Source organism: Devosia oryziradicis, assembly GCF_016698645.1.
In the GTDB taxonomy this organism is placed as follows: domain Bacteria; phylum Pseudomonadota; class Alphaproteobacteria; order Rhizobiales; family Devosiaceae; genus Devosia; species Devosia oryziradicis.
In genome coordinates this window covers 3,463,352-3,487,460 of the sequence record NZ_CP068047.1, presented here as the reverse complement: position 1 = coordinate 3,487,460, position 24,109 = coordinate 3,463,352, and the positions used below count along the sequence as shown (strand labels likewise).

Genomic DNA, 24,109 nt, shown 5'->3' with positions numbered 1-24,109 from the left:
TTACCGTGGCCAATGGCGGACCCGAGATTGAACAGTTGATCCAGCTGCTGGCGCGCCTGCCGGGGCTTGGGCCACGCTCTGCCCGCCGCGCCGTGCTGCAGCTGATCAAGAAGAAGGACCAGCTGATGGTCCCGCTCTCGGCTGCCCTGGATCGGGCGGTTGCCGCCGTCCGCACCTGCGAAGTCTGCGGCAATGTCGATACGATGAGTCCGTGCTCGATTTGCGCCGATCCCCGCCGCAGCGAAAGCGGCCTGCTGATCGTGGTGGAGGACGTCGCCGATCTCTGGGCGCTCGAGCGCGCCGGCGTCGGCCAGGTCAAGTATCACGTGCTGGGGGGCGTATTGTCCCCGCTTGATGGCGTTGGCCCGGACGATATCAGCATCGAGGATCTGCTGCGAAGGGCCCCGACCTTCAAGGAAGTCGTGCTGGCGGTGAACGCCACGGTCGAGGGCCAGACGACCGCCCACTACATCACCGACCGTCTGGCCGGTTCCGGTACGAAGGTAATGCGGCTCGCCCACGGCGTTCCCGTCGGGGGCGAGCTCGATTATCTCGACGAGGGCACGCTCAGCCAGGCCTTGCGCGCCCGTACCGAAATCTAGTGCAGGTCCCGTTCGGTCCTGAATTCCTCGCCGCCGTCCCAGGCTTCCTCTTCGAGGCTGTTGTCGTCATCGTCGTCGTCGAAGAACTCATCCTCGTCGCCTTCGATGGCCTGGCGGGCCTCGTCATCATCGGGTGACAGCGCATCGAGCCGATCGTTCGGATCGTTGTCGAACGTCGTGGCGAGGCCGGCGAAATCGTCACTGTCCTCGGAATTGGCGATGGTGGCGCTCAATTCGTCGATGGCGCGGTCGATCTCGTCCAGCATCGCTGCCGGGTCCTGATCGCCCCAGTCGCCGCTTTCACGGATAGCGCTTTCGTCGCGCAGGGCCCGCAACTGGGCCAGCCGCTCGCTCGCCGGGCGGTCGTCGCCATAGAGCAGCTCCTCGACTTCGCTTTGCGTATAGGGCTGGGCAATGCCGGGCTGGTCGGCATTGTCGAAATTGGTGTCCTGCGGCACGACGGCGCCGTGATGGTCCTGATGTTGAGCCATGTCGGTCTCCCTTGGCTGATCACGCGACCGAACAACGTCCGAAAACCAAACCGGTTCTCTCCGGGGAACGGATGTGATCGATCCGAATTGCTAACCCGACACGGGAGAAAGCCACATGGCCATGCGCAAGGGATCCAAAGTCAGCTGGAGCTGGGGCGCCAATACCGCCCATGGCAAGATCGTCGAACGCTTCACCAGCAAGGTCACGCGCACCATCAAGGGCACGACGGTAACCCGCGAGGCGAGCCGCAAAGAACCTGCTTATCTCATAGAACAGGATGACGGGGATAAAGTGCTCAAGAGCCGCAGCGAGCTCAGCGCGGGCTAGCGCAGGTCGCCCGGCTCGTCCCCGACGACGCGCAGTAGCGGCACCTCATCACTGCCGTCCGACCAGCCCGACGGCAGCGGCTTGCCGGACTTGGCGCCCAGTTCGCGCAGCATTTCGACCTGCCGGACCACATTGCCCTTGCCCGTCGACAACTGTGCCCGCGCATCGGCAAAGCTCAGCTGGGCGCGATCGAGATTGGCGCCGATCTTGTCCATCGTGCCCAGGAAGCCGATCACCTTTTCGTAGAGCGCACCGGCCCGCTCGGCGATCTGCTCGGCATTCTGGTGGCGCTTCTCGATATCCCACACATTGCGCACCGTGCGCAGCACGGTCATCAGCGTGGTCGGCGTCGTCAGCATGACACCGCGCGCCATGCCATCCTCGACCAGCTTGGGGTCGGCCTGGATGGCGGTGGCCAGCGCCGACTCGATGGGCACGAACATCATCACATAGTCCATCTTGCTGCCGGCATGGCGGTGATACGCCTTGTCGCTCAGCGTGCGGATATGAGTGCGGATCGAGGTGATATGCGCCTGGAGGTGCAAGGCGCGATCCTCCTCGTCGCTGCTGGTATAGGCCTCGAAGGCATTGAGCGACACCTTGGAGTCGATGACCAGCCGGTCATTGTTGGGCATCAGCACTTCGACATCGGTGCGCACCCGCGAGCCGTCCTCGCCGGTATGGCTCTGCTGGGTGATGAACTGCTCGCCCTCGCGCAAACCGGACCGCTCGAGGATGGTGGAGAGGATCATCTCGCCCCAGGCGCCCTGCGTCTGCGAATTGCCCTTGAGCGCGCGCGTCAGGTTCTGGGCCTCGGTGGTGATCTGGATATTGCTCTCATAGAGCGCACGGATCTGCTCGCCCATGGCTGAGCGATCCTTGATCATGTTGGTCTGGAACTCGACGATCTTCTCGTTGAGCGGCTTGAGCAGAACATCGACCTGCTCGCGGTTCTGCCGGGTAAACGTCTCGCTCTGGCTTTTGAGCACGTCGCCGGCAATGGCCTTGAATTCGTCGGTCATCTGCTGCCGGGCGGCCATGAACCGCGCCTCGCTGGCCTCCGCCTGCGCGGCCTGCTCGGCCATCCTCGCCCGCAGGCTGGCCACCTCCGCCACCAGTTCCGAATTCCGCTCCTGCAGCCGCTCGACCTGCTCGCTGCCGCGTTCGCGCTCCACCCGGACCTGATGGTCGAGCTCGGCGATGCGCCGGTCGCGCTCGCCCAACTGCGTCGCGAGCCCTGCTCGCATCTGTTCGGCGAGTTCCGCACTGGCCTGGGCCGTCCGGCGCGCCCCCGCCCGCATCACCGCAATGGTCATGGCCACCAGCAGCAAACCGGCCAAAGCCACGCCGGCAATGGTCGCCTGCGCAACGGTCACCGGCAATCCACCCATCATGAACAGCACATCATCCATCCGCGCATCTTACCGCGATTCGTGCGTTCGCATAATGTTCTCGTCGGGCCGCCCACAAGAGTTGACCGCGGCGCGTCAAATACCATATCGAGAGGCAAATCCCTTTCTGCCGGACCCTCGCCATGGCTGTTCGCCCCATTCTCGTCATTCCCGATGCGCGCCTGCGCGCCGTTGCCGACCCCATCATCGAGGTCGACGACGAGATCAAGACGCTGGCTAAGGACATGCTGGACACCATGTATGACGCGCCCGGCATTGGCCTGGCCGCACCGCAGATCGGCGTGATGAAGCGGATCGTCGTGATGGACCTGGCCCCTGAAGGCGAGAAGCCCGATCCAATGGTGCTCATCAACCCTGAAATCACCCATTTCGGCGAGCAGATGCAGGTCACCGAGGAGGGGTGCCTTTCCATCCCCGAGCTCTATTACGAGGTCGAGCGCCCCAATGAAGTGACGGTGAAATACACCGATCTCGATGGCAAGGAAGTGGTGCGCGAGGCCGAGGGCAAGCTTGCCGTCTGCATCCAGCACGAGCTCGATCACCTCGATGGCGTGCTCTATATCGACTATCTGAGCCGCCTCAAGCGCGACCGCGTCATCAAGAAGTTCGACAAGCAGGCCAAGCTGGCGGCGCGGTAGACTTTCTTCCCCTCTCCCCTTGAGGCAGAGGGCAGCTTTTCGTCGTTCAGACGAAAAGCAGGGTGAGGGGTGCTGCGCTCTCCCATGCTTGAGGCGTTTTGATAGCGCAGCACCCCTCATCCGGCGCTGCGCGCCACCTTCTCCCTCAAGGGGAGAAGGAAGAAAGAGAGTGCAATGCGCGTCGTCTTCATGGGCACGCCCGATTTTTCCGTTCCCACGCTGACCGAGATCGTCTCCGCCGGGCATGAGGTGGTCGCCGTCTATACCCGCGCGCCAAAGCCGGCCGGTCGCGGCCAGGAGGAGCGCAAGTCGCCCGTGCATCTGGCGGCGGAAGGCTTCGGCATTCCCGTCTTTACCCCCAAATCGCTCAAGGGCGAGGCCGAGCAGATCGTCTTTGCCAGCCATGGCGCCGAGATCGGCATCGTCGTTGCCTATGGCCTGCTGCTGCCCAAGGCGATCCTTGAAGCGCCCGAATTGGGCTGCCTCAACCTCCACGGCTCGCTGCTGCCGCGCTGGCGCGGGGCCGCCCCGATCCAGCGTGCCGTGATGGCGGGTGATACGGAAACCGGCGTCATGGTGATGCAGATGGACGAGGGTCTGGATACCGGTCCGGTCGCCCTGGCCGACATGATCCCGATCGGCCCTGACATGACGGCGGGCGAATTGCACGACCAGATGATGCGCGTGGGCGCGGATCTGATGGGTCGGGCGCTGGCGGCGCTCGAACGCGGCAGCCTCGACTTCACACCGCAGCCCGAAGACGGCGCCGTCTACGCCAAAAAGATCGAGAAGGTCGAAGCGCGTATCGATTGGTCTCGCCCTGCCGCCGAGGTTCACAACCATATCAGGGGCCTCTCTCCATTTCCCGGCGCCTGGTTCGAGCTCGAACTCTCCGGCAAGCCGGTGCGGGTCAAGGCCCTGCGTTCGACGCTGGGGGAGGGCACCGGCGCTCCGGGCACGCTGCTCGACAATCTCACCATCGCCTGCGGCACGGGCGCGGTGCGCCTAACCCAGGTGCAGCGCGAAGGCAAGGGTGCCATGGACGCCGCAACGTTCCTGCGCGGAACAGGCGCGCTGCCGCACGCCGTCAGCTGATGCCGCGCTATAAGCTCACCATCGAATATGACGGAACCCCGTTCTCCGGCTGGCAGCGCCAGTCGGACCGGCCGAGCGTGCAACAGGCGCTGGAGGAGGCGATTGCCGCCATGTCGGGCGAAACGGTCACCACCCAGGCGGCCGGCCGCACCGATGCCGGCGTGCATGCGCTGGGCCAGGTGGTGCATTTCGATCTCGGCAGGGACTGGAATCCGTTCCGTATCCGCGAGGCGCTGAACTATCACCTTCGTCCGGCCCCGGTGGCCATCATCGATGCCGAGACCGTGGACGACGGTTTTGAAGCGCGGTTCTCGGCTACGGCGCGGCACTATGAATACCGCATCCTCACCCGTCGCGCCCCGCCGGTCATCGAGCGCGACCATGTCTGGCACATCCCCAAAAAACTCGATGCCGAGGCGATGGATCACGCCGCCAGTCAGATACTCGGCCTGCACGACTTCACCACGTTCCGATCATCGGAATGCCAGGCTAACTCGCCCTTGCGCACGTTGGATAAGTTTTCGGTGCGCGCCGAGCCCGACCACATCGTCGTTTCAGCCAGCGCCCGCAGCTTCCTCCATCACCAGGTGCGGTCCATGGTGGGATCGCTCCGCCTGGTGGGGGAAGGCAAGTGGTCGCCTGCCGATTTTCGAGCCGCGCTCGATGCACGCGACCGACGCCGCTGCGGCCCGATGGCGCCGTCGTCGGGGCTCTACCTGACCCGGGTCGATTACTAGAGAAACGCCCCCAGCAGTGGCGGGAGCACCAGCATTGCGCCGAACTGCGCCCCGACGAACAGAGCGACATGCAGCGGTCGCAGCGTCAGGATCAACCGGCCCACATTGATGGCGATGATGAACACCATGATGGCCAGGATCCCCAGCGGGAGGCTGCCATTGGTCAATTGCGCGACATCCCCCTCGACCGCGATGGGCGGGCCGAATGCTAGGATGATGAATTCGGCCAGGATCGCCTGGAACAGGATGCCCCAGTTCTGCACGACCATGAATGGCACGAGACCATCGCCACGTCCCAATTGGCGTAGCACCAGCCACGCCACGCCAAACTGCACGGCGACGATCAGCCCCTCGAAGATCACGACCGCCATGGCGGCCCCAGCGGTTACGGTGCCTGCCGGCGCACTCAGCGGCTGCGGCCCCAGAGCGGTGAGACCGATGCCGAGCACCAGCGCGATGAACGACCCGACGAGGCCCCGTTGGCTGAAATCGAAGTAGCCCGAGGCGTCGCGCCGGCCGAGCAGCAGCGCCACGCAGCCACGCGCAGCGTCCATCAGCTCATCGAGGAAAGTCGTGGTCGGTTGGGCCAAGGGGCAGTCTCGATGCTAGATGGGAGAACCGGCGGCGGTGGTGGACAGCATGTAGAGTGCCAGCCGCATGGCCACAAGAAGGACCACGGTCAAAACCGCAAACCCGGCTGAAAATGCCGCATTCCACCCCATGGCGGCCCGGGCAAGGCGATAGAGCAGATAGGCCAGGCCCAGCCAGGCCAGCATGACCACCGGGCCACCCAGCATGGCCAGGAAGCCCTCCACGAACAGGAAAGCGGTGATCGCGTAGGTGGCCGGCACCAGCACGTCGAGCACCGGCTTCTCGCTCCTGAGCGCCATCCGCGTGCCCAGCAGCACCACCACGGTCGCGGTGAGCGGCAGCGCCAGCACGAACATGGCGGCGACGACCCCGATCAGGCTGGGCAGGCCGATGCCCAGGGACGTGATGGCAACAGCCAGGAAATTCAAGCAAGCGAAGATGATGAGCGCGGTGGCAAATCCGGCCGGCGTGAGCCGGAAATGGGCGCGCCAGCCCTCCTCCCCGCGCAACAGCATGATCCAGCCGATCACCGCATCGCGGATTGCTGCCCAGATTTTCATGCTTGGACCTCGAAGAAGCGGACCAAGAAGGCCCGGTAGATTTCGGTCAAACCGGTCAGGTCGGCTAAGGCGATGTGCTCGTCGGCCTTGTGCATGGAGGGGCCGACCAGCCCGCATTCCACCACCGGGCCATATTGAGCGATGAAGCGCGCATCCGAGGTGCCGCCGCCGGTGGAAAATTCCGGACGCCGGCCAGTCACGCTGGCAATGGCGTCGCCGAGCGTATCGACATCCCCGCTCAGCGGAGACAGGAACGAGCGCGACGGTAGTCCGGCGAGGGCAAAGGTCACGCTGGCGCCGGCATGGTCGACGCTGGCAATACGCTCGCGCACCCAGTTGCTCAGCGTTTCGGGTGTCCACAGATCGTTGTAGCGGATGTTGAAGCGGATCGTCCCGGAAGCCGGGATGACGTTGGAAACAGCATTGCCGACATCGATCGAAGTGACTTCGAGATTGCTTGCCGGAAAATGCTCCGTGCCGCCATCGATATCGGTATCGAGCGCGGTGACTATCCGCGCCAGGGTCGGCAGCGGGTTGTTGGCCCTGTCGGGATAGGCAACATGTCCCTGCGTGCCAGACACTGTGATGATGCCCGATAGCGAACCGCGACGGCCGATCTTGATGCTGTCCCCCAACATGGCAGCCGAGCTCGGCTCGCCAACGATGGCGAAATCGAAATGGTGCTGCTGGGCCTCGGCCCAGGCCATCAGCTTGTCGGTGCCGTTGATGGCGTCGGCCTCCTCGTCGTTGGTGATGGCCATCATCACGGTGCCGGCATCCGCGGGGATGGAGGCTGCCGCGGCGACGAAGGCGGCGATGCCCGATTTCATGTCGGCGGCGCCACGCCCATAGAGCTTGCCATCGGCCTCGCGCGGCGTGAATGGATCGGACGTCCAATTGGCCAGTTCGCCCGGCGGCACGACATCGGTATGGCCGGCAAACAGCAATCGGCGACCGCCGTTGCCCCTGATGGCGAAGAGGTTGTCAACCGGATAGGAGCCATCGCCCTCGAAGCGCAGCCGCGTCACGGCAAAGCCGATGCTGCCCAGAGCGCGTTCGAGCACATCGAGCACGCCCGCCTCCGCGGGCGTCACCGACGGGCAGGCAACCAGATCCTTGAGAAGGCGGACGGGATCGCCCGCAGGTAGAGAAGTCACGAGGCGATCCCGTCCTTGGTTCAGGCTGCGACGGCGTAACCCACCGGGTCGGCGCCGTAGCTGTTGGCGCCCGGCGAACCTTTGAGGAAGCCGAGCTGGATCAGCATGTAGAGGGCGTAGACGCTCACCACGAGCGTGATGATCGACATCCACATGTCCGGCACCATGGCAACCATACCATTGCCGAGGTCGGCGGGAGTATAGCCGATGCCCAGCACTTGCAGCACGGTCAGTACCGCATAAAGGCCCATCAGAATACGATAGTCGTTGCCGTTATTGTCGCGGTCGTGCCGGCGTTTCACGCCAAGGTTGATCGTGGGGTAGATGACGATCAGAAAGACGATGATCGGACCCCAGCGTGAAGTCAGGCCCAGGCCCACCAGGCCCAGAATGAAGTAGAGGATCAAGGTGGCCACGATCAGGATGACCGTGCCGATCCACCACGTCTTGCGTGAAATCCGGCCGTCACTGCTGAGATAGAGTGCTTGCAAGTCCATGATTTTCCCCCTCGGAAATCAGAAACGCCGGGACCCATCCGGCCAGCACATTCTAGGTGAATCGCCCCTCTCCCGCCAGTCCGGCCGCAGAATGCAAGCGTCCCCCGGCTTGGCCGGGGGACGCTTTAAGACAATGCCCGCAGATATCGTCCTCAGGCAGCGGCAACGCCGAGCGGATTGGGGCCGTACTGGTTGGCAGCCGGCTCGCCTTCCTGGATGCCCAGCTCGTAGATGGCATAGAGCACGCCCAGCAGCGGGATCAGCATGACCAGCGTCCACCAGCCCGACTTGCCGCGATCGTGCCAGCGCTTGGCGTAGAGCGCCGATGCCGGATAGATCATGGCGAGCGAGGCGAGGGTCGCCAGGTAGCTCAGCGGCCCGAAGATCGCGCCCAGAATGCCGCCGATGATGCTGATGAGGATGTTGACCACGATCAGTACGATGACGCCCGCCCAGAACGGCGCGCGGTTGATCCGACCCTCAAAGCTGGTGAAGAGGTAGTTCCAGTCCTGATTGAAATTCATAGCTTGTTTCCACTTGTCCCCGGCCGGCAGTGACCCCCGGCGCCTCGTTGATGCGGCCGATTGCGCCCGCAACGCCGCTCTAGCGCCGCGAAGATGAACGCAGCCTGACAAATTTGACAAGTGTCGAGGTCAGTCGCGCAGCAGGTCGTTGATCCCGGTCTTGCTGCGGGTCTGCGCGTCGACAGTCTTGACGATGACGGCGCAGTAGAGGTTGGGACCCGGATTGCCGTTGGGCAGGGGCTTACCGGGAAGCGAGCCCGAGACCACTACCGAATAGGGCGGCACCTTGCCGATATGGATTTCCCCGGTATTGCGATCGACGATCTTGGTCGAGGCGCCGATGAACACGCCCATCGAAATGACCGAGCCCTCGCCCACCACGACGCCTTCCACCACTTCGGAACGCGCACCGATAAAGCAGTTGTCCTCGATGATGACGGGGCCGGCCTGCAGCGGCTCGAGCACGCCGCCAATGCCGACGCCGCCCGAAATGTGCACGTTCTTGCCGATCTGCGCGCAGGAGCCGACCGTGACCCAGGTGTCCACCATCGTGCCTTCGTCGACATAGGCGCCGACATTGACGAAGCTGGGCATCAGGACGACGTTGCGGCCGATAAAGGCCGGGCTGCGCACGACGGCGCCCGGCACGGCCCGGAAGCCGGCCTCGCGGAAGGTGTTCTCGCTCCAGCCCTCGAACTTGGTGGGCACCTTGTCCCAATAATGCGAACCGCCCGGCCCGCCTTCGACGAGCTTGTTGTCGTTGAGCCGGAAGTTCAGCAGCACGGCCTTCTTCAGCCACTGGTTGACCTGCCAGGCGCCGTCCACCTTCTGGGCCACGCGCAGCGTACCGGTATCGAGCAGGCGCAGGGCCTCCTCGACCGCCTCGCGGATCGGCCCCTGCTGGCCGAACTTGATCTCGGCACGGGCCTCGAAGGCGTCATCGATGGTCTTGGCGAGATCGGCATAGGACATGTTGGTTTCCCCGGAATAGCGGTGCGGACCATAGCGGCGAGCGCCGCGCTGTCAATTGGCCGACATGCCAAGGCGCCGCCTGGGTCGCGGTTTTCGAATACGGGCGAACCCCGAGATGCCTTTCGCCCCATAAGGAGTACAAATTGAGACGGAAGCCGTCCCTGGGTGCCGGTTTTTGGAGCAGCACCGGGCCGGTCGCGCACACGCTTCCGTCCGGGCTCGAACCTGTGGGAGAGGCAAAACCCCCAGGGATTATGCGTGCGCCTTGGTAACGGGGATAAGTTTGGCTGCCACCGCGCCAAAGCCCGTCGCCTCAAGGGGGAGGGAGCTGACTGGAAGCTCAAGCAAGGGCACACCAACACGCCGCCTCCTTCGCTTCTCCGGCAACCCAGCCCTTCACCGCCCCCGATTGCAACGTTTGCCCAGACGTCACATTCTGCCGGTAGGCGTTCGCATCAGCGAGTCGGGAGCCGGTCTTTGGAACATTTCAACGTCATCGTCATCGGCAGCGGTCCGGCCGGCCGCCGTGCCGCGGTTCAGGCTGCCAAGCTGGGCAAGTCGGTCCTGGTGGTGGAAAACCGCCTGCGCCTGGGTGGCGTATCGGTTCATACCGGCACCATCCCTTCCAAGACGCTGCGCGAGACGGTGCTCAACCTTTCCGGCTGGCGCGAGCGCGGCTTTTATGGCCTGGCCTATCGCGTCAAGAAGGACATCGAGGGCAAGGACCTGGGCGCCCGCCTGCGCATGACGCTCAACCACGAGATCGAGGTGCTCGAGCACCAGTTCGCCCGCAACGGCGTCCGCACCTTCGGCGGCATGGCCCGCTTCCTCGATACCGGGCATATCGCGGTGCTGCCGCCCGATGGCGACGAGGTGAAATTCAGTTTCGACCATGCCGTGATCGCCGTGGGCACCACGCCCTACCGCCCCGCCAATATCCCGTTCAACGACCATTCGGTGGTCGATAGCGATAGTCTGGTCTCCGAACCGCGCGTGCCCCGCAGCCTCACGGTGGTCGGCGCCGGCGTCATCGGCATCGAATATGCCACCATCTTTTCAGCCCTCGACGTCCCCGTGACCATTGTCGAGCCCAAGGACACGATCCTCGATTTCATCGATCGCGAGATCATCGAGGAGTTCATCCATGACCTGCGCAATCGGGGCGTGACCATCCGGCTGGGTGCCAAGGTGGAAAAGGTCGAGCTCGACGAACAGGGCTGGGCGATTTCCGTGCTCACCGATGGGCGCCGCCTGCGCAGTGACATGCTGCTCTATGCCGCCGGCCGTTCCGGCGCCACCGCCAATCTCGGCCTCGAAAACACCGGCATCGTGCCGGTCGATCGCGGCCGCCTCAAGGTCGATCCGGTGACCTTCCAGACCTCGGTGCGCAACATCTATGCGGCCGGCGACGTCATCGGTTGGCCTTCGCTGGCCTCGACCTCAATGGAACAGGGCCGTATCGCCGCGCTCCATGCCTGCGGCGCCCCCATGCCGCCGGCCCCCGAATTCTTCCCCTATGGCATCTACGCCGTGCCGGAAATCTCGACGGTCGGCCTCACCGAAGCGCAGGTGCGCGAGCAGGGCATTCCCTATGAAGCCGGCATCGCCCGCTTCCGCGAAACCTCGCGCGGCCACATCATGGGCCTGCAGTCGGGCATGATGAAGATGATCTTCTCGCTCGAAACACGCAAACTGCTGGGCGTCCACATCGTGGGCGAGGGCGCCACCGAGCTTATCCATATCGGGCAGGCCGTGCTCAACCTGGGCGGCACGCTCGATTACTTCGTCGAGAATGCCTTCAACTATCCCACGCTCGCGGAGGCCTACAAGATCGCAGCGCTCGACGCTTGGAACCGCATGCCGCGCACGACGCCCATGGCCCAGGTCGATGGCGCCATGGCGCGCCCGCAAACGGCGAAGTAGCGTTTTCCATCTCCTCCGTGGGGGCTGTTTTGCGGTAGGATCAGCCCGCCAGGTCACTGGCATACGTTCCTCAGCCGCCATAAACTGGCGGCTGATTTGGGGGTGCCATGCCGGAACAGTTCGATGCCATCATTATCGGCGCTGGCCAGTCGGGCCCGTTTCTGGCGGCGCGGCTTGCCGAAGCCGGCCGCACGGTAGCGCTGGTCGAGCGCGAGCATCTGGGCGGCACCTGCGTCAACGATGGCTGTACGCCCACCAAGACGCTGGTGGCCAGTGCCCGGGCGGCCTGGAATGCGCGGCATGCCGCCGAATTCGGCGTCGTGCTCAAGGGCCCGGTGACCGTCGACATGGCGGCGGTCAAGGCGCGCAAGGACAAGGTCGTGGCCGCATCGGTCAACAGCCTGACCGATTGGCTGGGCGGCTTGCGGAGCCTGCGGTATTTCAAGGGCGAAGGCAGCTTCGTTTCCCCCACCGAGGTGAAGGTGGGCAAGCGCGTGCTGACGGCGCCGCAGATCTTCATCAATACGGGGGCCACGGCCAGCGTGCCAGACTGGCCGGGGATCAAGAGCGTACCGCACCTCACCAACACTTCGATGATGAGCCTGGACACGCTGCCCAGCCATCTGATCATCGCCGGCGCCAGCTATATCGGGCTCGAATTTGCCCAGATGTATGCCCGCTTCGGCTCCAAGGTGACCGTCATCGAGCGCGGCCCGCTCCCCGCCTCGCGCGAGGATGCCGACATTTCCGCTGCCATCCGGGATATCCTCGAGGTCGAGGGCGTCACCTTCATGTTCGAAACGACAGTGCAGGCGGTGGCCAAGGCGGGACACGGCGTCCTGCTGTCACTCGAATGCGGCGGCCGGCTGGCCTCCATCGAAGGCAGCCATCTGCTGGTGGCTCTGGGCCGCAAGCCCAATAGCGCCGCGCTGAACCTGGCTGCGGCTGGGCTCGAGACGGATGAGCGCGGCTTCATCCCGGTCGACGACAGCTTGCGTACCAAGGTGCCTGGCATATGGGCGATGGGCGACGTCAACGGCCGGGGCGCCTTCACCCATACGTCGTATAATGAGTTTGAAATCGTCGCCGACCACGTGCTGGGCAACGGCAAGCGCTCGCTTGCCGGCCGGATCCCGGTCTATGGCCTCTTCATCGACCCGCCGCTCGGCCGCATCGGCATGAGCGAGACCGAGGTGCGCAAGTCGGGCCGCAAGGCGCTGATGGGCGTGATGCCGATGAGCCGCGTCGGCCGGGCCAAGGAACGCGGCGAGACGCAGGGCCTGATGAAGGTGCTGGTCGACGCCAAGACCAAGCAGATCCTGGGCGCCGCGATCCTGGGCATAGGCGGCGACGAAGTGGTGCAGTCGCTGCTCCAGCTGATGGCGGCGGGTACGCCCTACACCACCATGATGAACACCATGCACATTCACCCTACGGTGACCGAACTGCTGCCGACGCTGCTGGCGGACCTGAAGCCGCTGGTTTGAGTTAAGCGGCGAAGACGATTACCCGTTGGGTATCCTCTAAAAATCGAACCACTCACAAATCGCCGAAGGCCACGGCCATGCCGCGGCCGCGGCCCTTGGCGGCGTAGCAGGCGGCGTCGGCTTCGCCCATGAAGCCGAGCGGGGAGGCGGGCTGGTGGGTGACCATGGTGAGCCCGATGCTGGCGCCGATATGGTAGGTGCGGCCTGCCCAGCCGAAGGCCAGGGCGCCGATGGCCCGCACGATCTTGTCGGCGATGCGCTGGCCCACTTCGGGTGGACAGTCATTGAGCAGCACGGCGAATTCGTCGCCGCCGATGCGGGCGGCCACGTCATGGCTGCGGCATGAGCCGCGGATGGTCTGCGCCACCTGCTTGAGCAGGGCGTCACCGGCGGCATGGCCGGCATTGTCGTTGACCGGCTTGAAGCGGTCGAGGTCGATATAGAGCAGGCAGTGACGCCGGCTGCCATCGCGGGCCGAGGCGATCGCGCTGTTGAGTACCCGCTCGAAGGCCGCTCGATTGGCCAGGCCCGTCAGATCGTCATGGGTGGCGGAATGGGCCAGTTCGCGCTGCATCGCCCGGCTCTGCGAGACGTCCTGGAACACCAGGACGGCCCCGCCCAGCTTGCCGGCCTGGGTATGCACCGGCGCCGCCGTGCAGCGGATGTCGCGCTTGACGCCGCTGCGGCTGACCAGGATCATGTCATCGTCCAGATGCGCCGGTTCGTCCCTGGCCAGGCAGATCGCCACCGGGCACTCCTGTATCTCGCCGGTCACGCCATCGCGCAGGGTGAAGATGGAGCGCACCTCCTTGCCGATGGCTTCGCTCGAGCTGTAGCCGGTCAGCTGCTCCGCGGCCGGGTTCATCATCACGACGCGGCCGTCCTGGTCGGCCGAGATCATGCCGTCGGCAATGGCATCGAGGGTAACATGCAGGCGTTCCTTCTCGGCCGCCAGTTCCTGTTCGACCGTCTTGAGCCGCGTGATGTCGGTGTCGGTGCCCAGCGTGCGGGTAGGATTGCCGTGTTCGTCCCATTCCACCGGCTTGCCGCGGCTCAGGATCCAGATGTAGCTGCCATCGCGCGTGAGCTCGCGATATTCGAGCGTATCGGACTCCCCTTTGTCCTGCCGGTCGACATTGGCCATGATCCGCTCCCGGTCGTCGGGATGAATGCGGGCCAGCCACTTGGCCTGGTCGCCGTCGATCTCCTCGTCCGGCGGAATGCCGCGCATGATGCGCCACATGCGCGAATAGAACATCGTGTCGGTGCGGATATCGTGGTCCCAAACGCCCTGGCGGGCACTTTCGAGTGCGAAGTTCCAGCGGCTTTCGGAATGCGCCAGCGCCTCCTCGGCCTTTTTCTGAAGCTCGATGCTCGTGAGCTGGGTGATCAGATAGAGCGGCTCGCCGCTGTCGGCGCGCAGCAGCGCGGCGGCGACCATCACCCATAGCGGCGTGCCGTCGGCGTGGCGGAACTGGTGTTCGCCTCGATATTCGCTGGCTTCGCCACGCATCAGCAGCGTCAGCCGCTGCCGGGCCGCGGCGCTGTCGTCCGGGTGGATGAGCGCGAAAAAGTCCCCACCGCCATCCTCGACCCCGCGCCCCAGCAGGGCCGTGAATGCGGCATTGGCATAGACCATGCGGCCATCCATGTCGGAAACCACCATGCCCACCGCCGCGCTCTCGACGACCTTGGCCAGCACCGAGCCGAGGGGCTCGAAGCGGGGCAGGGCCGGAGCAGCAGGTTTGGTCGTACGCGCGGGCATTTGCCCAGTGTGCGTGACAGTCCCTTAATAACTGGCTTAAGCCGCCTGGACGTCTCGCGATGTTATGAAGTCGCGTTCGGTAGCAAGGCCATGCCATTCGCCCGGGATTTCGCTGTCGAAGATCAGCGTATAGGGGCCCTTGTAGCCCGCTTCTTCGGCCAGGCTGACGCAGGCGCCATAGTCGGCCTCGTCCAGATCGCCATCGATGAAGCTGGCCTTGGCGTGGCAGAGTTCGGCCCGGCTGAAGATCGACTTGAGGTCCGCATACTTGGTGGCGCCGCCCCAATTGCCGAAATCACCCAACAGGCCGATACGCCCTTCGAGCTTGTCGAGCAGGTAATGCACATGTGCCGGTTCGCTCAGCAGGTCGAACCAGTTTTCGGTGACCAGCCGCACGGGGGAACCGGCATTGCCGTCGGCCAGCGTGTTGAGCGCCTTGACGGAGCGGTCGAGCGCGTCACGCGTGGGCTTCTGCTTGCCGGCGATGATGCGGGCATTTTCCGCGCCCATCTCGTTGGCCACCTCGATCCAGCTGGCGATCCAGGCGGTGTCGCGCGCGCCATGCTCGGGGTGGCTGATGTCCCCGGCATCGATCAGCAGCGTCTGCAGCCGGACATTGGCGATGCGGAGTTGGTCGCGCAATTCGCCCAGATAGACCGGATCGCGGCTGCGCAGGTGGAACGAGACGATTTCGAGGCGATGGTAGCCATGGTTGGCCAGCACCGAGGGCAGGCCAAGCAGGGATTCGTCGCCCTCGCCGTAGGTCGGTGTCTCCGGCCCGATGGCCGAAGTCGACAGGTCATGCGGATAGACGGTTCCAAGCAGGCGGTGCAGCGACCAGGTGGAAACGGCGATGCGGTCGGCGGCAATGCGGGCCATGGCTCAGTCCTCTTGTTGCGCTGACTGTGCAACGCCTGCTCATGACGCGCAAGGGTGGCGCCTTGGTGGAAATCAGACCTTGTAGATGCGCTCGGCGTTGCGATGGAGCAGCTTGGCCTGCTCGTCCTGGCTGGCGCCCCTGATGATCTCGCGCGTGGCATTGACCCAATCGGTGAGCGTACCGCCGGTAACGGTGGCCACTGGATGGTCCGAACCCCAGACCACGCGATCCCAGCCGAAGGTCTCGATCATGTGCTCGACATAGGGGCGCAGGGTCTCGGCGGTCCAGCCGGGGTCGCAATGATTGACCAGGCCCGAAATCTTGCCGACCACATTGGGGTTGCGGGCGATCTCGGTGATCGAGGCACGCCAGGGATCGAGGCCCGAACCATTGGGCAGCGGATTGCCGCAATGGTCCAGGATGAAGGTGACGTCGGGCGCCTTCTGCGCCAGGTCGACGCCCAGATGCAACTGGTCGTCGCGCAGGCAGAGGTCGAAGCTGAGGTCGTAGTCGGGCAGGTGCCGCAGGTTTTCGACGAACAGGTCCGTCTGGCTGAGCTCGTCGGGTAGTTCGTGCAGGATGCGGCGGACGCCCTTGACATGGGCATGTTCGGACAGCCGCTCGATCTGGTCGACGAAGTTCATGTGCTCGGGCCGGCAGGCGGCGATGCAACCGGCTATGCGGGGCAGGCCGAGCACGAATTCGGTCTCTCCCATGATGTCGGCCTCGGCGACATCGACCTCCATGTGCAGCACCGATTCGATGCCCAGCGGCACGGCCTCGGCGAAGTATTCCGCATGCGTCCAGGGCTTGTGGTTGAGCTTGGGCTTGGTGGCGAGCCAGGGATAGCTGAAGCGATCGGGATAGATCAGGTGCAGGTGGGTATCGAGGATGCGCACGAATTACTCCTTGGTCCGCCGCGACAGCTCCCGGCCGGCGGCCTGCAGCAGGTCGAGCGCCTGCTGCATGTCAGGCGCGTCGGACCTGTCGAGCCGCTGCGTATAGGGGCAGGTGACCACCGCCAGAATGCCCCCCATCGGCCCGAAGATCGGCACCGAAAGATTGAACACGCCGGCCGTCTGCGCGCTGGGCATGCTTTCATAGCCTTGCGCGGCGATCCCGGCCAGCCGCGTCTCGAGCCCGGGCGGCATTTTCTGCGGATTGCCCGGGTCCTGCGCCTCCAGCATCATGGCCCGCTCCTCGGGCGTGGCGAAGGCCAGAAAAACGTGGCCCGAACCGGTGGTGACCGGGCGGATGCGCGAGCCGACGCGGATCGAAACATTCCAGTAGCCGGGCCCGTCGAACTGGGCCGCCACGACAAGGGTATTGCGGTCCTGCACCACCAGGTGCACCGCCTGCTCGGCCTGGACCGAAAAGCGGCGCAAGACCGGGGTGGCCTGGCTGATCAGCCGGTGCAGCGGTGGCTTGGCGTGGGCCAGCTCGAACAGCTTGAGGGTGATTTCGTAGCGGTCTTCCGGGGTGCGGCGGACAAAGTCGCGGCGCAGGAGCCGGTCGAGCATGCGGTAGATCTCGTTGGGCGAGCGCGCGAGCGCCTTGGCGATTTCGGCCTGGCTCAGTCCGTCATCGGTGCGGGCCAGCAGCTCGAGAATGTCGAGCCCCTTGTCCAGCGCCGGGGCGCGATAGCGGTCACCCTCATCCATCGCGCCAACGTCTCCCACTGCCGTCAACTGCCGGCGGCCTGCTGACGGTTCGCTGCAGATCCACAACGGCCAACCGACCTGTCAGCCCTTCCCACAGTCGTTCATTTATGAATAGATCGTTTGTATGCGCATCGCAACAACACGCAAAACGCCGTCGACGCCGCTGTTCGAAGTGCTATGACGGATCCGGGGCGACATATGTCGATCGAAACTGCAAGGACCTGTCATGGCTGACCTCAACGGCAAAATCGTCCTCATCACCGCCGCTGCCCAAGGCATCGGCCGCGCCTCGGTCGAGGCATTCGTGGCCGCGGGCGCGCGAGTGATTGCCACCGACATCAATGCCGGCAAGTTGGCGGAGCTCGAGGGCATGGCCGGCGTCACCACGCGCGCGCTCGACGTGCTCGATGCCGAAGCGGTGAACCAGGCGGTGGCCGAGATCGGCCATATCGACGTGCTGTTCAACTGCGCCGGCGTGGTCCATTCCGGCACGGTGCTCGAAATGAGCGACAAGGACCTCGATTTTGCCTTTGATCTCAACATCAAGGCGCAGATCCGCACGGTGAAGGCCGTGCTGCCGCAGATGCTCGCGCGCGAGGATGGCTGCATCATCAATATGGCGACCGTCGCCAGCTCGGTGAAGGGCGTGCCCAACCGCGCCGCCTATACGATTTCCAAGGCCGCCGTCGTGGGCCTCACCAAATCCATCGCTGCCGACTACACCGCCCAGGGCATTCGCGTAAACGCTATCTGTCCGGGCACGGTGGATTCGCCCAGCCTGCACGAACGCTGGCACGCCACCGGTGATTTCGAGGCGGCAAAGAAAGCCTTCATCGCCCGCCAGCCCATAGGGCGCATTGCGCGGCCCGACGAAGTCGCCGATCTCGCCGTCTACCTGGCAGGGGCGACCTATACTACCGGGCAAGTCCACATCATCGATGGCGGCTGGACCGCCTGAGCTGCGGGAAACGCCGCCCGACATGGCATGGGCTCAGCGCCCCGTCATAAGATACTGCACCATGAACCAGGTTTCCCGCCCGAGGAAGGGTAGGGTGGTGCCCCAGCTTTGATACCGGCTGGTCTGGGTAGGGGAGGGCGCCGCGCTGATCCCCACGCGCTCGGCGATGAGCATGGCGCGGCGCATGTGGAGCGGATCGGAAACCACCAGCACCGAGCCAAGTTGGTGGGCCTCCAGGATCGGCCGCGCCAGCTGGAAGTTCTCAAGCGTGGTGCGCGACGCGTTTTCGAGGACAATGGCGTCGGCCGGAACCCCCTGGGCGACCAGCCAGTCGCGGCTGGCCTCGGCTTCGCTGAGCTCGTCTTCCGGGCTTCGTCCGCCCGTCACCACGATGGCGCGTACGTCGCCCACCTCGAACAATTGCTGCGCATGGCGCAGGCGCTCGACCAGCACCGGACTGGGCTCATCGCCCAGCACGGCAGCGCCGAGCACCAGCGCCGCATCAGCCTTGGTATCGGCGACGACCCCGGCATAGCGCCACACGTCGGCGGCGAGGCCGCAGGCAATCAGCAAGGCAAAGACGCTCATCGCCAGGATGATGCGGTAGGCACGGCGGGCAAGTGTCATGCGCTCGGCTGCTTCCGTTCGGGCTGAGGCACCGGGCTACATCTTCTGCAGTTCGAATTCGAAGCGATGCAGCAGCTTGTCGCCTGCCCTGATCTCGAAGCTGTAGTCGCCTTCCGGGTCGCCCTTGGACACGCACCAGCCGCTGGCGATCCAGCCGTCCTGGGGCGTGAGCGACAGGGTCGAGGTCGCCGAAAGCTGGTCATCGGCCACCACGATCGTGTTGTCCTCACCTAGTCCCCAGCTCTCCGGCGCCGCGGGCAGGGTATAGAGTTCGGTGATCTCGATGGCGCCCTTGGCCTTGGCCAGACGCAGGTGCCAGTCGTAGCAGGTGCCCTCGAGCAGCGGCACCAGCGTGGTGCTTTCCACGACCGGGTCGCCCGATCCATTGGGCACCGAAATGGTGAAATCGGTCTCGGTGACGGTCTGCGCCAATGCCGGCTGGGCCAGGGCGAAAAGGCTGGCGATCAAGAGCAGGTGCTTCATGGAAATCTCCCTCGGGAGGGAGTGTAGATGAGCGCGGACACTTGTGGAAGGAGGCCCCGGTTGCCGTGGGCGCCGGTGGCAACGAAGTGCTCCACCGGCGCGCCCGAAACGGAAGGTCGATGGCCTCAGTTGGCCCACTCGCCGCCGCGCATCACCGGCTCGGTACTGCCATCGGCATGGACGCCGTCGATGTCGATCTTGTCGCTGCCGATCATCCAGTCGATATGGATGTTGGAGGTGTTGCCGCCCTGGGCGCTGATCTGGTCCTGGGTCAGGTCCTTGCCGTTGACGAAGCAGTCCGAATAGCACTGCCCCTGCGCGATGTGGCAGGAGGCGTTTTCGTCGTAGAGCGTGTTGAAGAACAGGATGCCGGAGGCTGAGATCGGCGAGGAATGCGGCACCAGCGCCACTTCGCCCAGGCGGCGCCCGCCCTCGTCGGTATCGAGCACCTTGTTGAACAGGTCCTGGTTCTTGCTCGACTTGAACTCGACCAGCCGTCCGCCTTCGAAGCGGGCCTGCATGTCCTCGATCAGCGCGCCATTGTGGCTGAGCGGCTTGGTACCGGCTACATGGCCCTCGACACGCAGCTTGTGCGGCGTGGTGAACACCTCTTCGGTGGGGATGTTGGGGTTGCAGGTAATGCCGTTCTTGGCTTCCGAAGCGCCGCCCTTCCAGCGGTGGCCATCGGCAAGACCCACGGTCAGGTCGGTGCCCGGGCCGGTATATTTGAGCGCCGAGAACGCCTTGCCGTTGAGCCAGGTCCAGCGCTTCTTCAGATTGGCATTATGCTCGGCCCAGGCCGCGATCGGGTCGTCCTGGTCGACTCGGCTCGCCTTGAAGATGGCGTCGGCCAGCTTGCTCACCGCCTCTTCTTCGCTGTCATTGGGGAAGACCAGCTTGGCCCAGGACGCGGTCGGGTAGGAAACAATGTTCCAGTTGATGTCGAACCCGGTGATGAGCTGGAGCGCCGGCTTATAGGCCGCCGAATTGGCACGCATGGCGCGGGTCACCTTTTCGGGGTCCTGCCCGGCCAGCATCATGGGGTTGTCGCCGGATATGGCGAGGCGCGCGGCATTGTTCCTGAAGGCTTCGGCCATGCCCGAATAGAGCCAGCCGGCCGCCTTGTCGAAGCTGGCGCTGTTGGCGTGCTTGTAGCGGGCGAGGGTCGATTCCTCGTCCGAGTAGATGGTGGTCACCAGCCCGGCGCCGGCCTTGTAGGCATGCTCGGTGATGCGGCGGACCAGCGGCGCCGCCGTCATCGGCGCGGTCATGATCAGATCCTGGCCTTCCGCCAGTTGCAGGCCCACCTTGATGGCAACCTGGGCGAGCTTGTCGAGCTTGACGGGATCGATGGTCATTGGGGCGAATGCCTCTTGGTTTTGAATCGGTTGGCCGGGAGGTTAGCCCCGGAAGGGGGCATAGCGCCACCCGGAGGTAGATGGAAATTGCTTGATCTTGCTGCGCCGGCTGCACCTGTCCACCGAGGGTGACGATCGAGCCTGTGGCTTGTCACCCTTGTGTCTTTCGCGCACCAGATTGTGACGTTGCAAAAATAGGGCGTTGGCAACGGCGAACTGTTTCGTTACAAACCGTCCACCGCTTTCAGATCTCGAACCAGGGAGACGTGTATGCCAGCATCATTCATGGAACTCCCTTTCGGCGAGACCCGACGTTAGGTCCCTGCCATCCGCGGCCCGCCACGGGTCGCCCGCGGTTCTTCTCATCGCAGCCCGATTGATCTGACGGGATCTTTTTGCCCCGTTCCGGCTGCGCCTTTCATCTCTCTGTCTTGAGGGCCGGTTGCCGGATAACGGAACCGGGCTGCCAATATGAGTCGCAAGAAACTCGATTTCCGCGCCGATGCCTATCGCAACGTGCTCGGGTTTACGTTCCGTCGCTGGGCCGGCCGGCCGGCGCTTATCGCCGTCATCTGCGTGCTGGTGATTACCTCGACGCTCGCCGAAGTCATGGTGCCGGTTTTTTCCGGCCAGATCGTCGACGCCATTGCCGGCGGGCAGAACTCGGCTGCCGCCGAGGCTGTGCGCGCCTTCATGATCGTGGTGGGCCTGGGCCTGGCCAGCGTCGTCCTGCGCTGGTTCATCTTCCAGGGCGTGATCCGCCTCACCATCCGCATGATGGCCGAGCTGGTTAATGACGGCTTCTACCGGGTGCAGCGCTTCTCCACCGACTGGCATGCAAATAGCTTTGCCGGCTCCACCGTCCGCAAGATCACCCGCGGCATGTGGGCGCTCGATTCGCTCAACGACCTGCTGCTGGTCATGCTGTTGCCCTCCTTCGTCATGCTGGTCGGCGCCAGCGTGATCCTGGGTTCCTATTGGCCGGTCATGGGGCTGATCGTGGCTCTGGGCTCGATCATCTACATCGCCGTCACGGTCATGCTTTCCATGGGTTTCGTCTCGCCGGCCGCGAGCCTGGCCAATGCCTGGGACACCAAGCTGGGCGGCGCGCTGGCCGATGCGGTGAGCTGCAACTCGGTGGTCAAGGCCTTTGGCGCCGAGGAGCGGGAAGAGACCCGGATGAAGCATGTGCTGCACAAGTGGGATATCCGCACGCGCCGCACCTGGAAGCGCGGTACGCTGAGCGGCACCATCCAGGGCTTCATGATGGTGACCATGCAGGCCGGCATCCTGGGCACGGGCCTGGTGATGTGGCAGCGGGGGCTCGCGACGCCTGGCGACATCACCTTCGTGCTCGCCATGTTCTTCGTGCTGCAGGGCTACCTGCGCGACGTGGGCCAGCATATCCGCAACCTGCAGCGCGCAGTCAACGACATGGAAGAACTGGTGGCGCTCGACCGGACGCCCCTGGGCATCGACGATGCGAATGGCGCCAAGCCGATCGCCATCGGCAAGGGCGAGATCGCCTTCGACCATGTCACCTTCCAGTATGGCGCCCATCCGACGCCGCTCTATCGCGATTTCTCGGTTCGCATCGCGCCGGGCGAACGCGTTGGCCTGGTCGGCCATTCGGGCTCGGGCAAGACGACCTTCGTCAAGCTGATCCAGCGGCTTTACGACGTGAAGTCTGGCACGATCAGCATCGACGGGCAGAACATCGCCCAGGTCAGGCAGTCGAGCCTGCGCAGCCAGATCGCCATCGTGCAGCAGGAGCCGATCCTGTTCCACCGCACCCTGGCCGAGAATATCGCCTATGCCCGTCCCGACGCCACGCGCGCCGAGATCGAGCTGGCGGCAAAGCAGGCCAATGCACATGACTTCATTCTCGACCTGCCCAAGGGCTACGAGACCCTGGTCGGGGAGCGCGGCGTGAAGCTCTCCGGTGGCGAGCGGCAGCGCGTCGCCATCGCCCGGGCCTTCCTGGCCGATGCGCCGGTGCTGATCCTGGACGAAGCGACGTCGAGCCTCGATAGCGAGAGCGAGGTGCAGATCCAGGAGGCGATGGAACGACTGATGGTCGGCCGCACCACGCTGGTCATCGCGCACCGACTGTCGACGGTGCGGGCGCTCGACCGGCTGCTGGTCTTCGACAAGGGCCGGATCGTCGAGGAAGGCGATCATGCCGAGCTGATCCGGCTCAGCGGCGGCATCTATCGCCGGCTGTTCGAGCGGCAGGCGCTGGAGCTGACCAAGGGTCTCAAGATCGCTTGATGAAAGCGCCGGGGTGGAAGCCCCGGCGTTTTTCTGCCGGGCCCCATTAGCCCGCGATCACCGAACGATGCCTTCGGCGTGGGGCCGATGGCGGACCGCCTGCGCGGGTCTATATTCAGGCCAACAAAGGAATTCGCCATGATCGACACATCCGTACAGACCAATGTCCGGTCCAAGCCCATCCTGCCGCTGAGCACGACGCTCGGACCGGTGCACATCGCCGTCACCGATCGCGCCAAGGCGCTGGCCATCTGGCAGGACGTCGTCGGGCTCGACCTGATCGAGGAAACAGCCAACCTGCTGGTGCTCGGCGCCGGCGGCAAGCCGCTGATCGCGCTGGAAACCAGTGCGACCCGGCCCGTCGTGCCGCGCACCATCGGGCTCTATCATGTGGCCATCCACGTGCCCTCGCGCGCCGACCTGGCGCAGATGGCGGTGCGGGCGCTGCAGCGCAATGTGCGCATTTCGCCGACCGACCACCTCGTTTCCGAGGCGATCTACCTGTGGGACCTGGATGGCAATGGCATAGAGATCACCTTCGAAACGCCCTGGCGCGGCACCCTGGGCGATCCCGACAAGGGCCAGACCTATGCGGTGACGGCAGAGGGCAAGCCCCATTCGGGGCGCGAGCCCATCGACCTGGACGGGCTTCTCGGCGAACTCGGACCGGCGCCGCAGCTGGCCGCGCGCATGCCTGATGGAACTCGCATCGGCCACGTGCACGTGCATGTCAACGACCTGCACCGCGCCATGGATTTCTATCGCGATGTCGTCGGCTTTGCCGGCTTCCTGCTGATCTCGTCCTTCGGCATGGGCGATGTCGGGCTCGACTATATGCCCCACACGCTGGCCTTCAACATCTGGTCGGGACCCAATGCCGCCCTGCCGCCGGCCGGTGCCGCAGGGTTGCGCTGGTTCACCATCGTGCTGCCCGACGCGGCGACGCTTGATGGCGTGAAGGCCCGGTTATCCGCGGCCGGCGCCCCGATTTCAGCCGTGGACGGCGGTATCGAGACCGCAGACCCGTTCGGCAACCGCATCCGGATGCTGCTGTCGGCCTGACCGGCGTTTCCTATCGTGTTCCCACTTCCG

At 64.7% G+C, this 24,109-nt stretch carries 25 protein-coding genes; 10 read left to right on the top strand and 15 right to left on the bottom strand.

The features are described 5' to 3' along the window. Nucleotides 1-5: 5 nt before the first annotated feature. On the top strand, nt 6-602 hold the full coding sequence (recR, locus tag JI749_RS17310) for a recombination mediator RecR (RefSeq protein ID WP_201656892.1): 597 nt from the start codon (nt 6-8) through the stop codon (nt 600-602). Here the strand turns inward: recR and JI749_RS17305 are convergent. Next, nucleotides 599-1,093 (bottom strand): hypothetical protein, encoded by a 495-nt coding sequence (locus tag JI749_RS17305; RefSeq protein ID WP_201656889.1) that lies wholly within the window; start codon nt 1,091-1,093, stop codon nt 599-601. The genes recR and JI749_RS17305 overlap by 4 nt on opposite strands. 115 nt (nt 1,094-1,208) lie before the next feature. Here JI749_RS17305 and JI749_RS17300 point away from each other — a divergent pair, with 115 nt between their 5' ends. Then, nucleotides 1,209-1,421 carry a hypervirulence associated TUDOR domain-containing protein gene (locus JI749_RS17300; RefSeq protein ID WP_325166749.1) on the top strand — a complete coding sequence of 71 codons (213 nt, stop codon included), beginning with the start codon at nt 1,209-1,211 and terminating at the stop codon, nt 1,419-1,421. On the opposite strand, the gene JI749_RS17295 is transcribed toward JI749_RS17300, so the two are convergent. After that, nucleotides 1,418-2,833, bottom strand: coding sequence for a DNA recombination protein RmuC (locus tag JI749_RS17295; RefSeq protein WP_201656886.1), 1,416 nt, complete (start codon nt 2,831-2,833; stop codon nt 1,418-1,420). The two genes, JI749_RS17300 and JI749_RS17295, sit on opposite strands and share 4 nt — an antisense overlap. 122 nt (nt 2,834-2,955) lie before the next feature. Here JI749_RS17295 and def point away from each other — a divergent pair, with 122 nt between their 5' ends. From def to truA, 3 genes are all read left to right on the top strand, one after another. Beyond that, entirely contained in the window at nt 2,956-3,471 is a 516-nt protein-coding gene (gene def / locus JI749_RS17290; protein WP_201656883.1) for a peptide deformylase, read from the top strand. A 174-nt stretch (nt 3,472-3,645) separates the two neighbouring features. Then, a complete protein-coding gene (gene fmt / locus JI749_RS17285) occupies nt 3,646-4,566 on the top strand; it encodes a methionyl-tRNA formyltransferase (protein WP_201656880.1) in 921 nt (306 codons plus the stop codon). Then, complete coding sequence (truA, locus tag JI749_RS17280) at nt 4,566-5,303, top strand: tRNA pseudouridine(38-40) synthase TruA (RefSeq protein ID WP_201656878.1); 738 nt, start codon at nt 4,566-4,568, stop codon at nt 5,301-5,303. Before fmt ends, truA begins: the two co-directional genes overlap by 1 nt. On the opposite strand, the gene JI749_RS17275 is transcribed toward truA, so the two are convergent. The 6 genes from JI749_RS17275 to dapD form a co-directional block, all read right to left on the bottom strand. Continuing rightward, nucleotides 5,300-5,893 (bottom strand): hypothetical protein, encoded by a 594-nt coding sequence (locus JI749_RS17275; RefSeq protein WP_201656875.1) that lies wholly within the window; start codon nt 5,891-5,893, stop codon nt 5,300-5,302. The genes truA and JI749_RS17275 overlap by 4 nt on opposite strands. 15 nt (nt 5,894-5,908) lie before the next feature. Beyond that, nucleotides 5,909-6,454 (bottom strand): hypothetical protein, encoded by a 546-nt coding sequence (locus tag JI749_RS17270; RefSeq protein WP_201656871.1) that lies wholly within the window; start codon nt 6,452-6,454, stop codon nt 5,909-5,911. Then, nucleotides 6,451-7,611 (bottom strand): succinyl-diaminopimelate desuccinylase, encoded by a 1,161-nt coding sequence (dapE, locus tag JI749_RS17265; protein WP_201656868.1) that lies wholly within the window; start codon nt 7,609-7,611, stop codon nt 6,451-6,453. The genes JI749_RS17270 and dapE overlap by 4 nt, the downstream gene beginning before the upstream one ends. Nucleotides 7,612-7,631: 20 nt before the next feature. Beyond that, nucleotides 7,632-8,108 carry a DUF805 domain-containing protein gene (locus JI749_RS17260; protein ID WP_201656865.1) on the bottom strand — a complete coding sequence of 159 codons (477 nt, stop codon included), beginning with the start codon at nt 8,106-8,108 and terminating at the stop codon, nt 7,632-7,634. A gap of 152 nt (nt 8,109-8,260) precedes the next feature. Continuing rightward, nucleotides 8,261-8,632 (bottom strand): DUF805 domain-containing protein, encoded by a 372-nt coding sequence (locus JI749_RS17255; RefSeq protein WP_201656862.1) that lies wholly within the window; start codon nt 8,630-8,632, stop codon nt 8,261-8,263. Between the two features lie 129 nt (nt 8,633-8,761). After that, nucleotides 8,762-9,604, bottom strand: coding sequence for a 2,3,4,5-tetrahydropyridine-2,6-dicarboxylate N-succinyltransferase (gene dapD / locus JI749_RS17250; protein WP_201656859.1), 843 nt, complete (start codon nt 9,602-9,604; stop codon nt 8,762-8,764). Between the two features lie 477 nt (nt 9,605-10,081). On the opposite strand from dapD, the gene sthA reads away from it, so the two are divergent. Continuing rightward, nucleotides 10,082-11,527 carry a Si-specific NAD(P)(+) transhydrogenase gene (sthA, locus tag JI749_RS17245; protein WP_201656855.1) on the top strand — a complete coding sequence of 482 codons (1,446 nt, stop codon included), beginning with the start codon at nt 10,082-10,084 and terminating at the stop codon, nt 11,525-11,527. A gap of 107 nt (nt 11,528-11,634) precedes the next feature. Continuing rightward, complete coding sequence (locus JI749_RS17240; RefSeq protein WP_201656851.1) at nt 11,635-13,014, top strand: FAD-containing oxidoreductase; 1,380 nt, start codon at nt 11,635-11,637, stop codon at nt 13,012-13,014. Between the two features lie 52 nt (nt 13,015-13,066). Here the strand turns inward: JI749_RS17240 and JI749_RS17235 are convergent, their stop codons facing one another. The 4 genes from JI749_RS17235 to JI749_RS17220 form a co-directional block, all read right to left on the bottom strand. Continuing rightward, the gene (locus JI749_RS17235) at nt 13,067-14,779 is read right to left on the bottom strand and encodes a PAS domain S-box protein (protein WP_201656848.1); all 1,713 of its coding nucleotides are present in this window, start codon (nt 14,777-14,779) and stop codon (nt 13,067-13,069) included. 36 nt (nt 14,780-14,815) lie between these two features. Beyond that, complete coding sequence (locus JI749_RS17230) at nt 14,816-15,658, bottom strand: sugar phosphate isomerase/epimerase family protein (RefSeq protein ID WP_201656845.1); 843 nt, start codon at nt 15,656-15,658, stop codon at nt 14,816-14,818. A 72-nt stretch (nt 15,659-15,730) separates the two neighbouring features. Beyond that, the gene (locus tag JI749_RS17225) at nt 15,731-16,558 is read right to left on the bottom strand and encodes an amidohydrolase family protein (RefSeq protein ID WP_201656842.1); all 828 of its coding nucleotides are present in this window, start codon (nt 16,556-16,558) and stop codon (nt 15,731-15,733) included. A gap of 3 nt (nt 16,559-16,561) precedes the next feature. Next, nucleotides 16,562-17,320, bottom strand: coding sequence for an IclR family transcriptional regulator (locus JI749_RS17220; protein ID WP_201656839.1), 759 nt, complete (start codon nt 17,318-17,320; stop codon nt 16,562-16,564). 226 nt (nt 17,321-17,546) lie between these two features. Here JI749_RS17220 and JI749_RS17215 point away from each other — a divergent pair, with 226 nt between their 5' ends. After that, nucleotides 17,547-18,278, top strand: coding sequence for an SDR family oxidoreductase (locus JI749_RS17215; protein ID WP_201656836.1), 732 nt, complete (start codon nt 17,547-17,549; stop codon nt 18,276-18,278). Nucleotides 18,279-18,311: 33 nt separating this feature from the next. On the opposite strand, the gene JI749_RS17210 is transcribed toward JI749_RS17215, so the two are convergent. The 3 genes from JI749_RS17210 to JI749_RS17200 all read right to left on the bottom strand — a co-directional run bounded on the left by JI749_RS17210 (nt 18,312) and on the right by JI749_RS17200 (nt 20,746). Continuing rightward, nucleotides 18,312-18,905, bottom strand: a complete 594-nt coding sequence (locus JI749_RS17210) for a YdcF family protein (protein WP_201656833.1) — start codon at nt 18,903-18,905, stop codon at nt 18,312-18,314. 36 nt (nt 18,906-18,941) lie between these two features. Then, a complete protein-coding gene (locus JI749_RS17205; RefSeq protein WP_201656830.1) occupies nt 18,942-19,388 on the bottom strand; it encodes a hypothetical protein in 447 nt (148 codons plus the stop codon). A 125-nt stretch (nt 19,389-19,513) separates the two neighbouring features. Continuing rightward, on the bottom strand, nt 19,514-20,746 hold the full coding sequence (locus JI749_RS17200) for an aminopeptidase (protein WP_201656827.1): 1,233 nt from the start codon (nt 20,744-20,746) through the stop codon (nt 19,514-19,516). Between the two features lie 471 nt (nt 20,747-21,217). On the opposite strand from JI749_RS17200, the gene JI749_RS17195 reads away from it, so the two are divergent. Continuing rightward, the gene (locus JI749_RS17195; protein ID WP_201656824.1) at nt 21,218-23,017 is read left to right on the top strand and encodes an ABC transporter ATP-binding protein; all 1,800 of its coding nucleotides are present in this window, start codon (nt 21,218-21,220) and stop codon (nt 23,015-23,017) included. Between the two features lie 138 nt (nt 23,018-23,155). Next, complete coding sequence (locus tag JI749_RS17190; RefSeq protein ID WP_201656821.1) at nt 23,156-24,079, top strand: VOC family protein; 924 nt, start codon at nt 23,156-23,158, stop codon at nt 24,077-24,079. Nucleotides 24,080-24,109 lie beyond the last annotated feature (30 nt).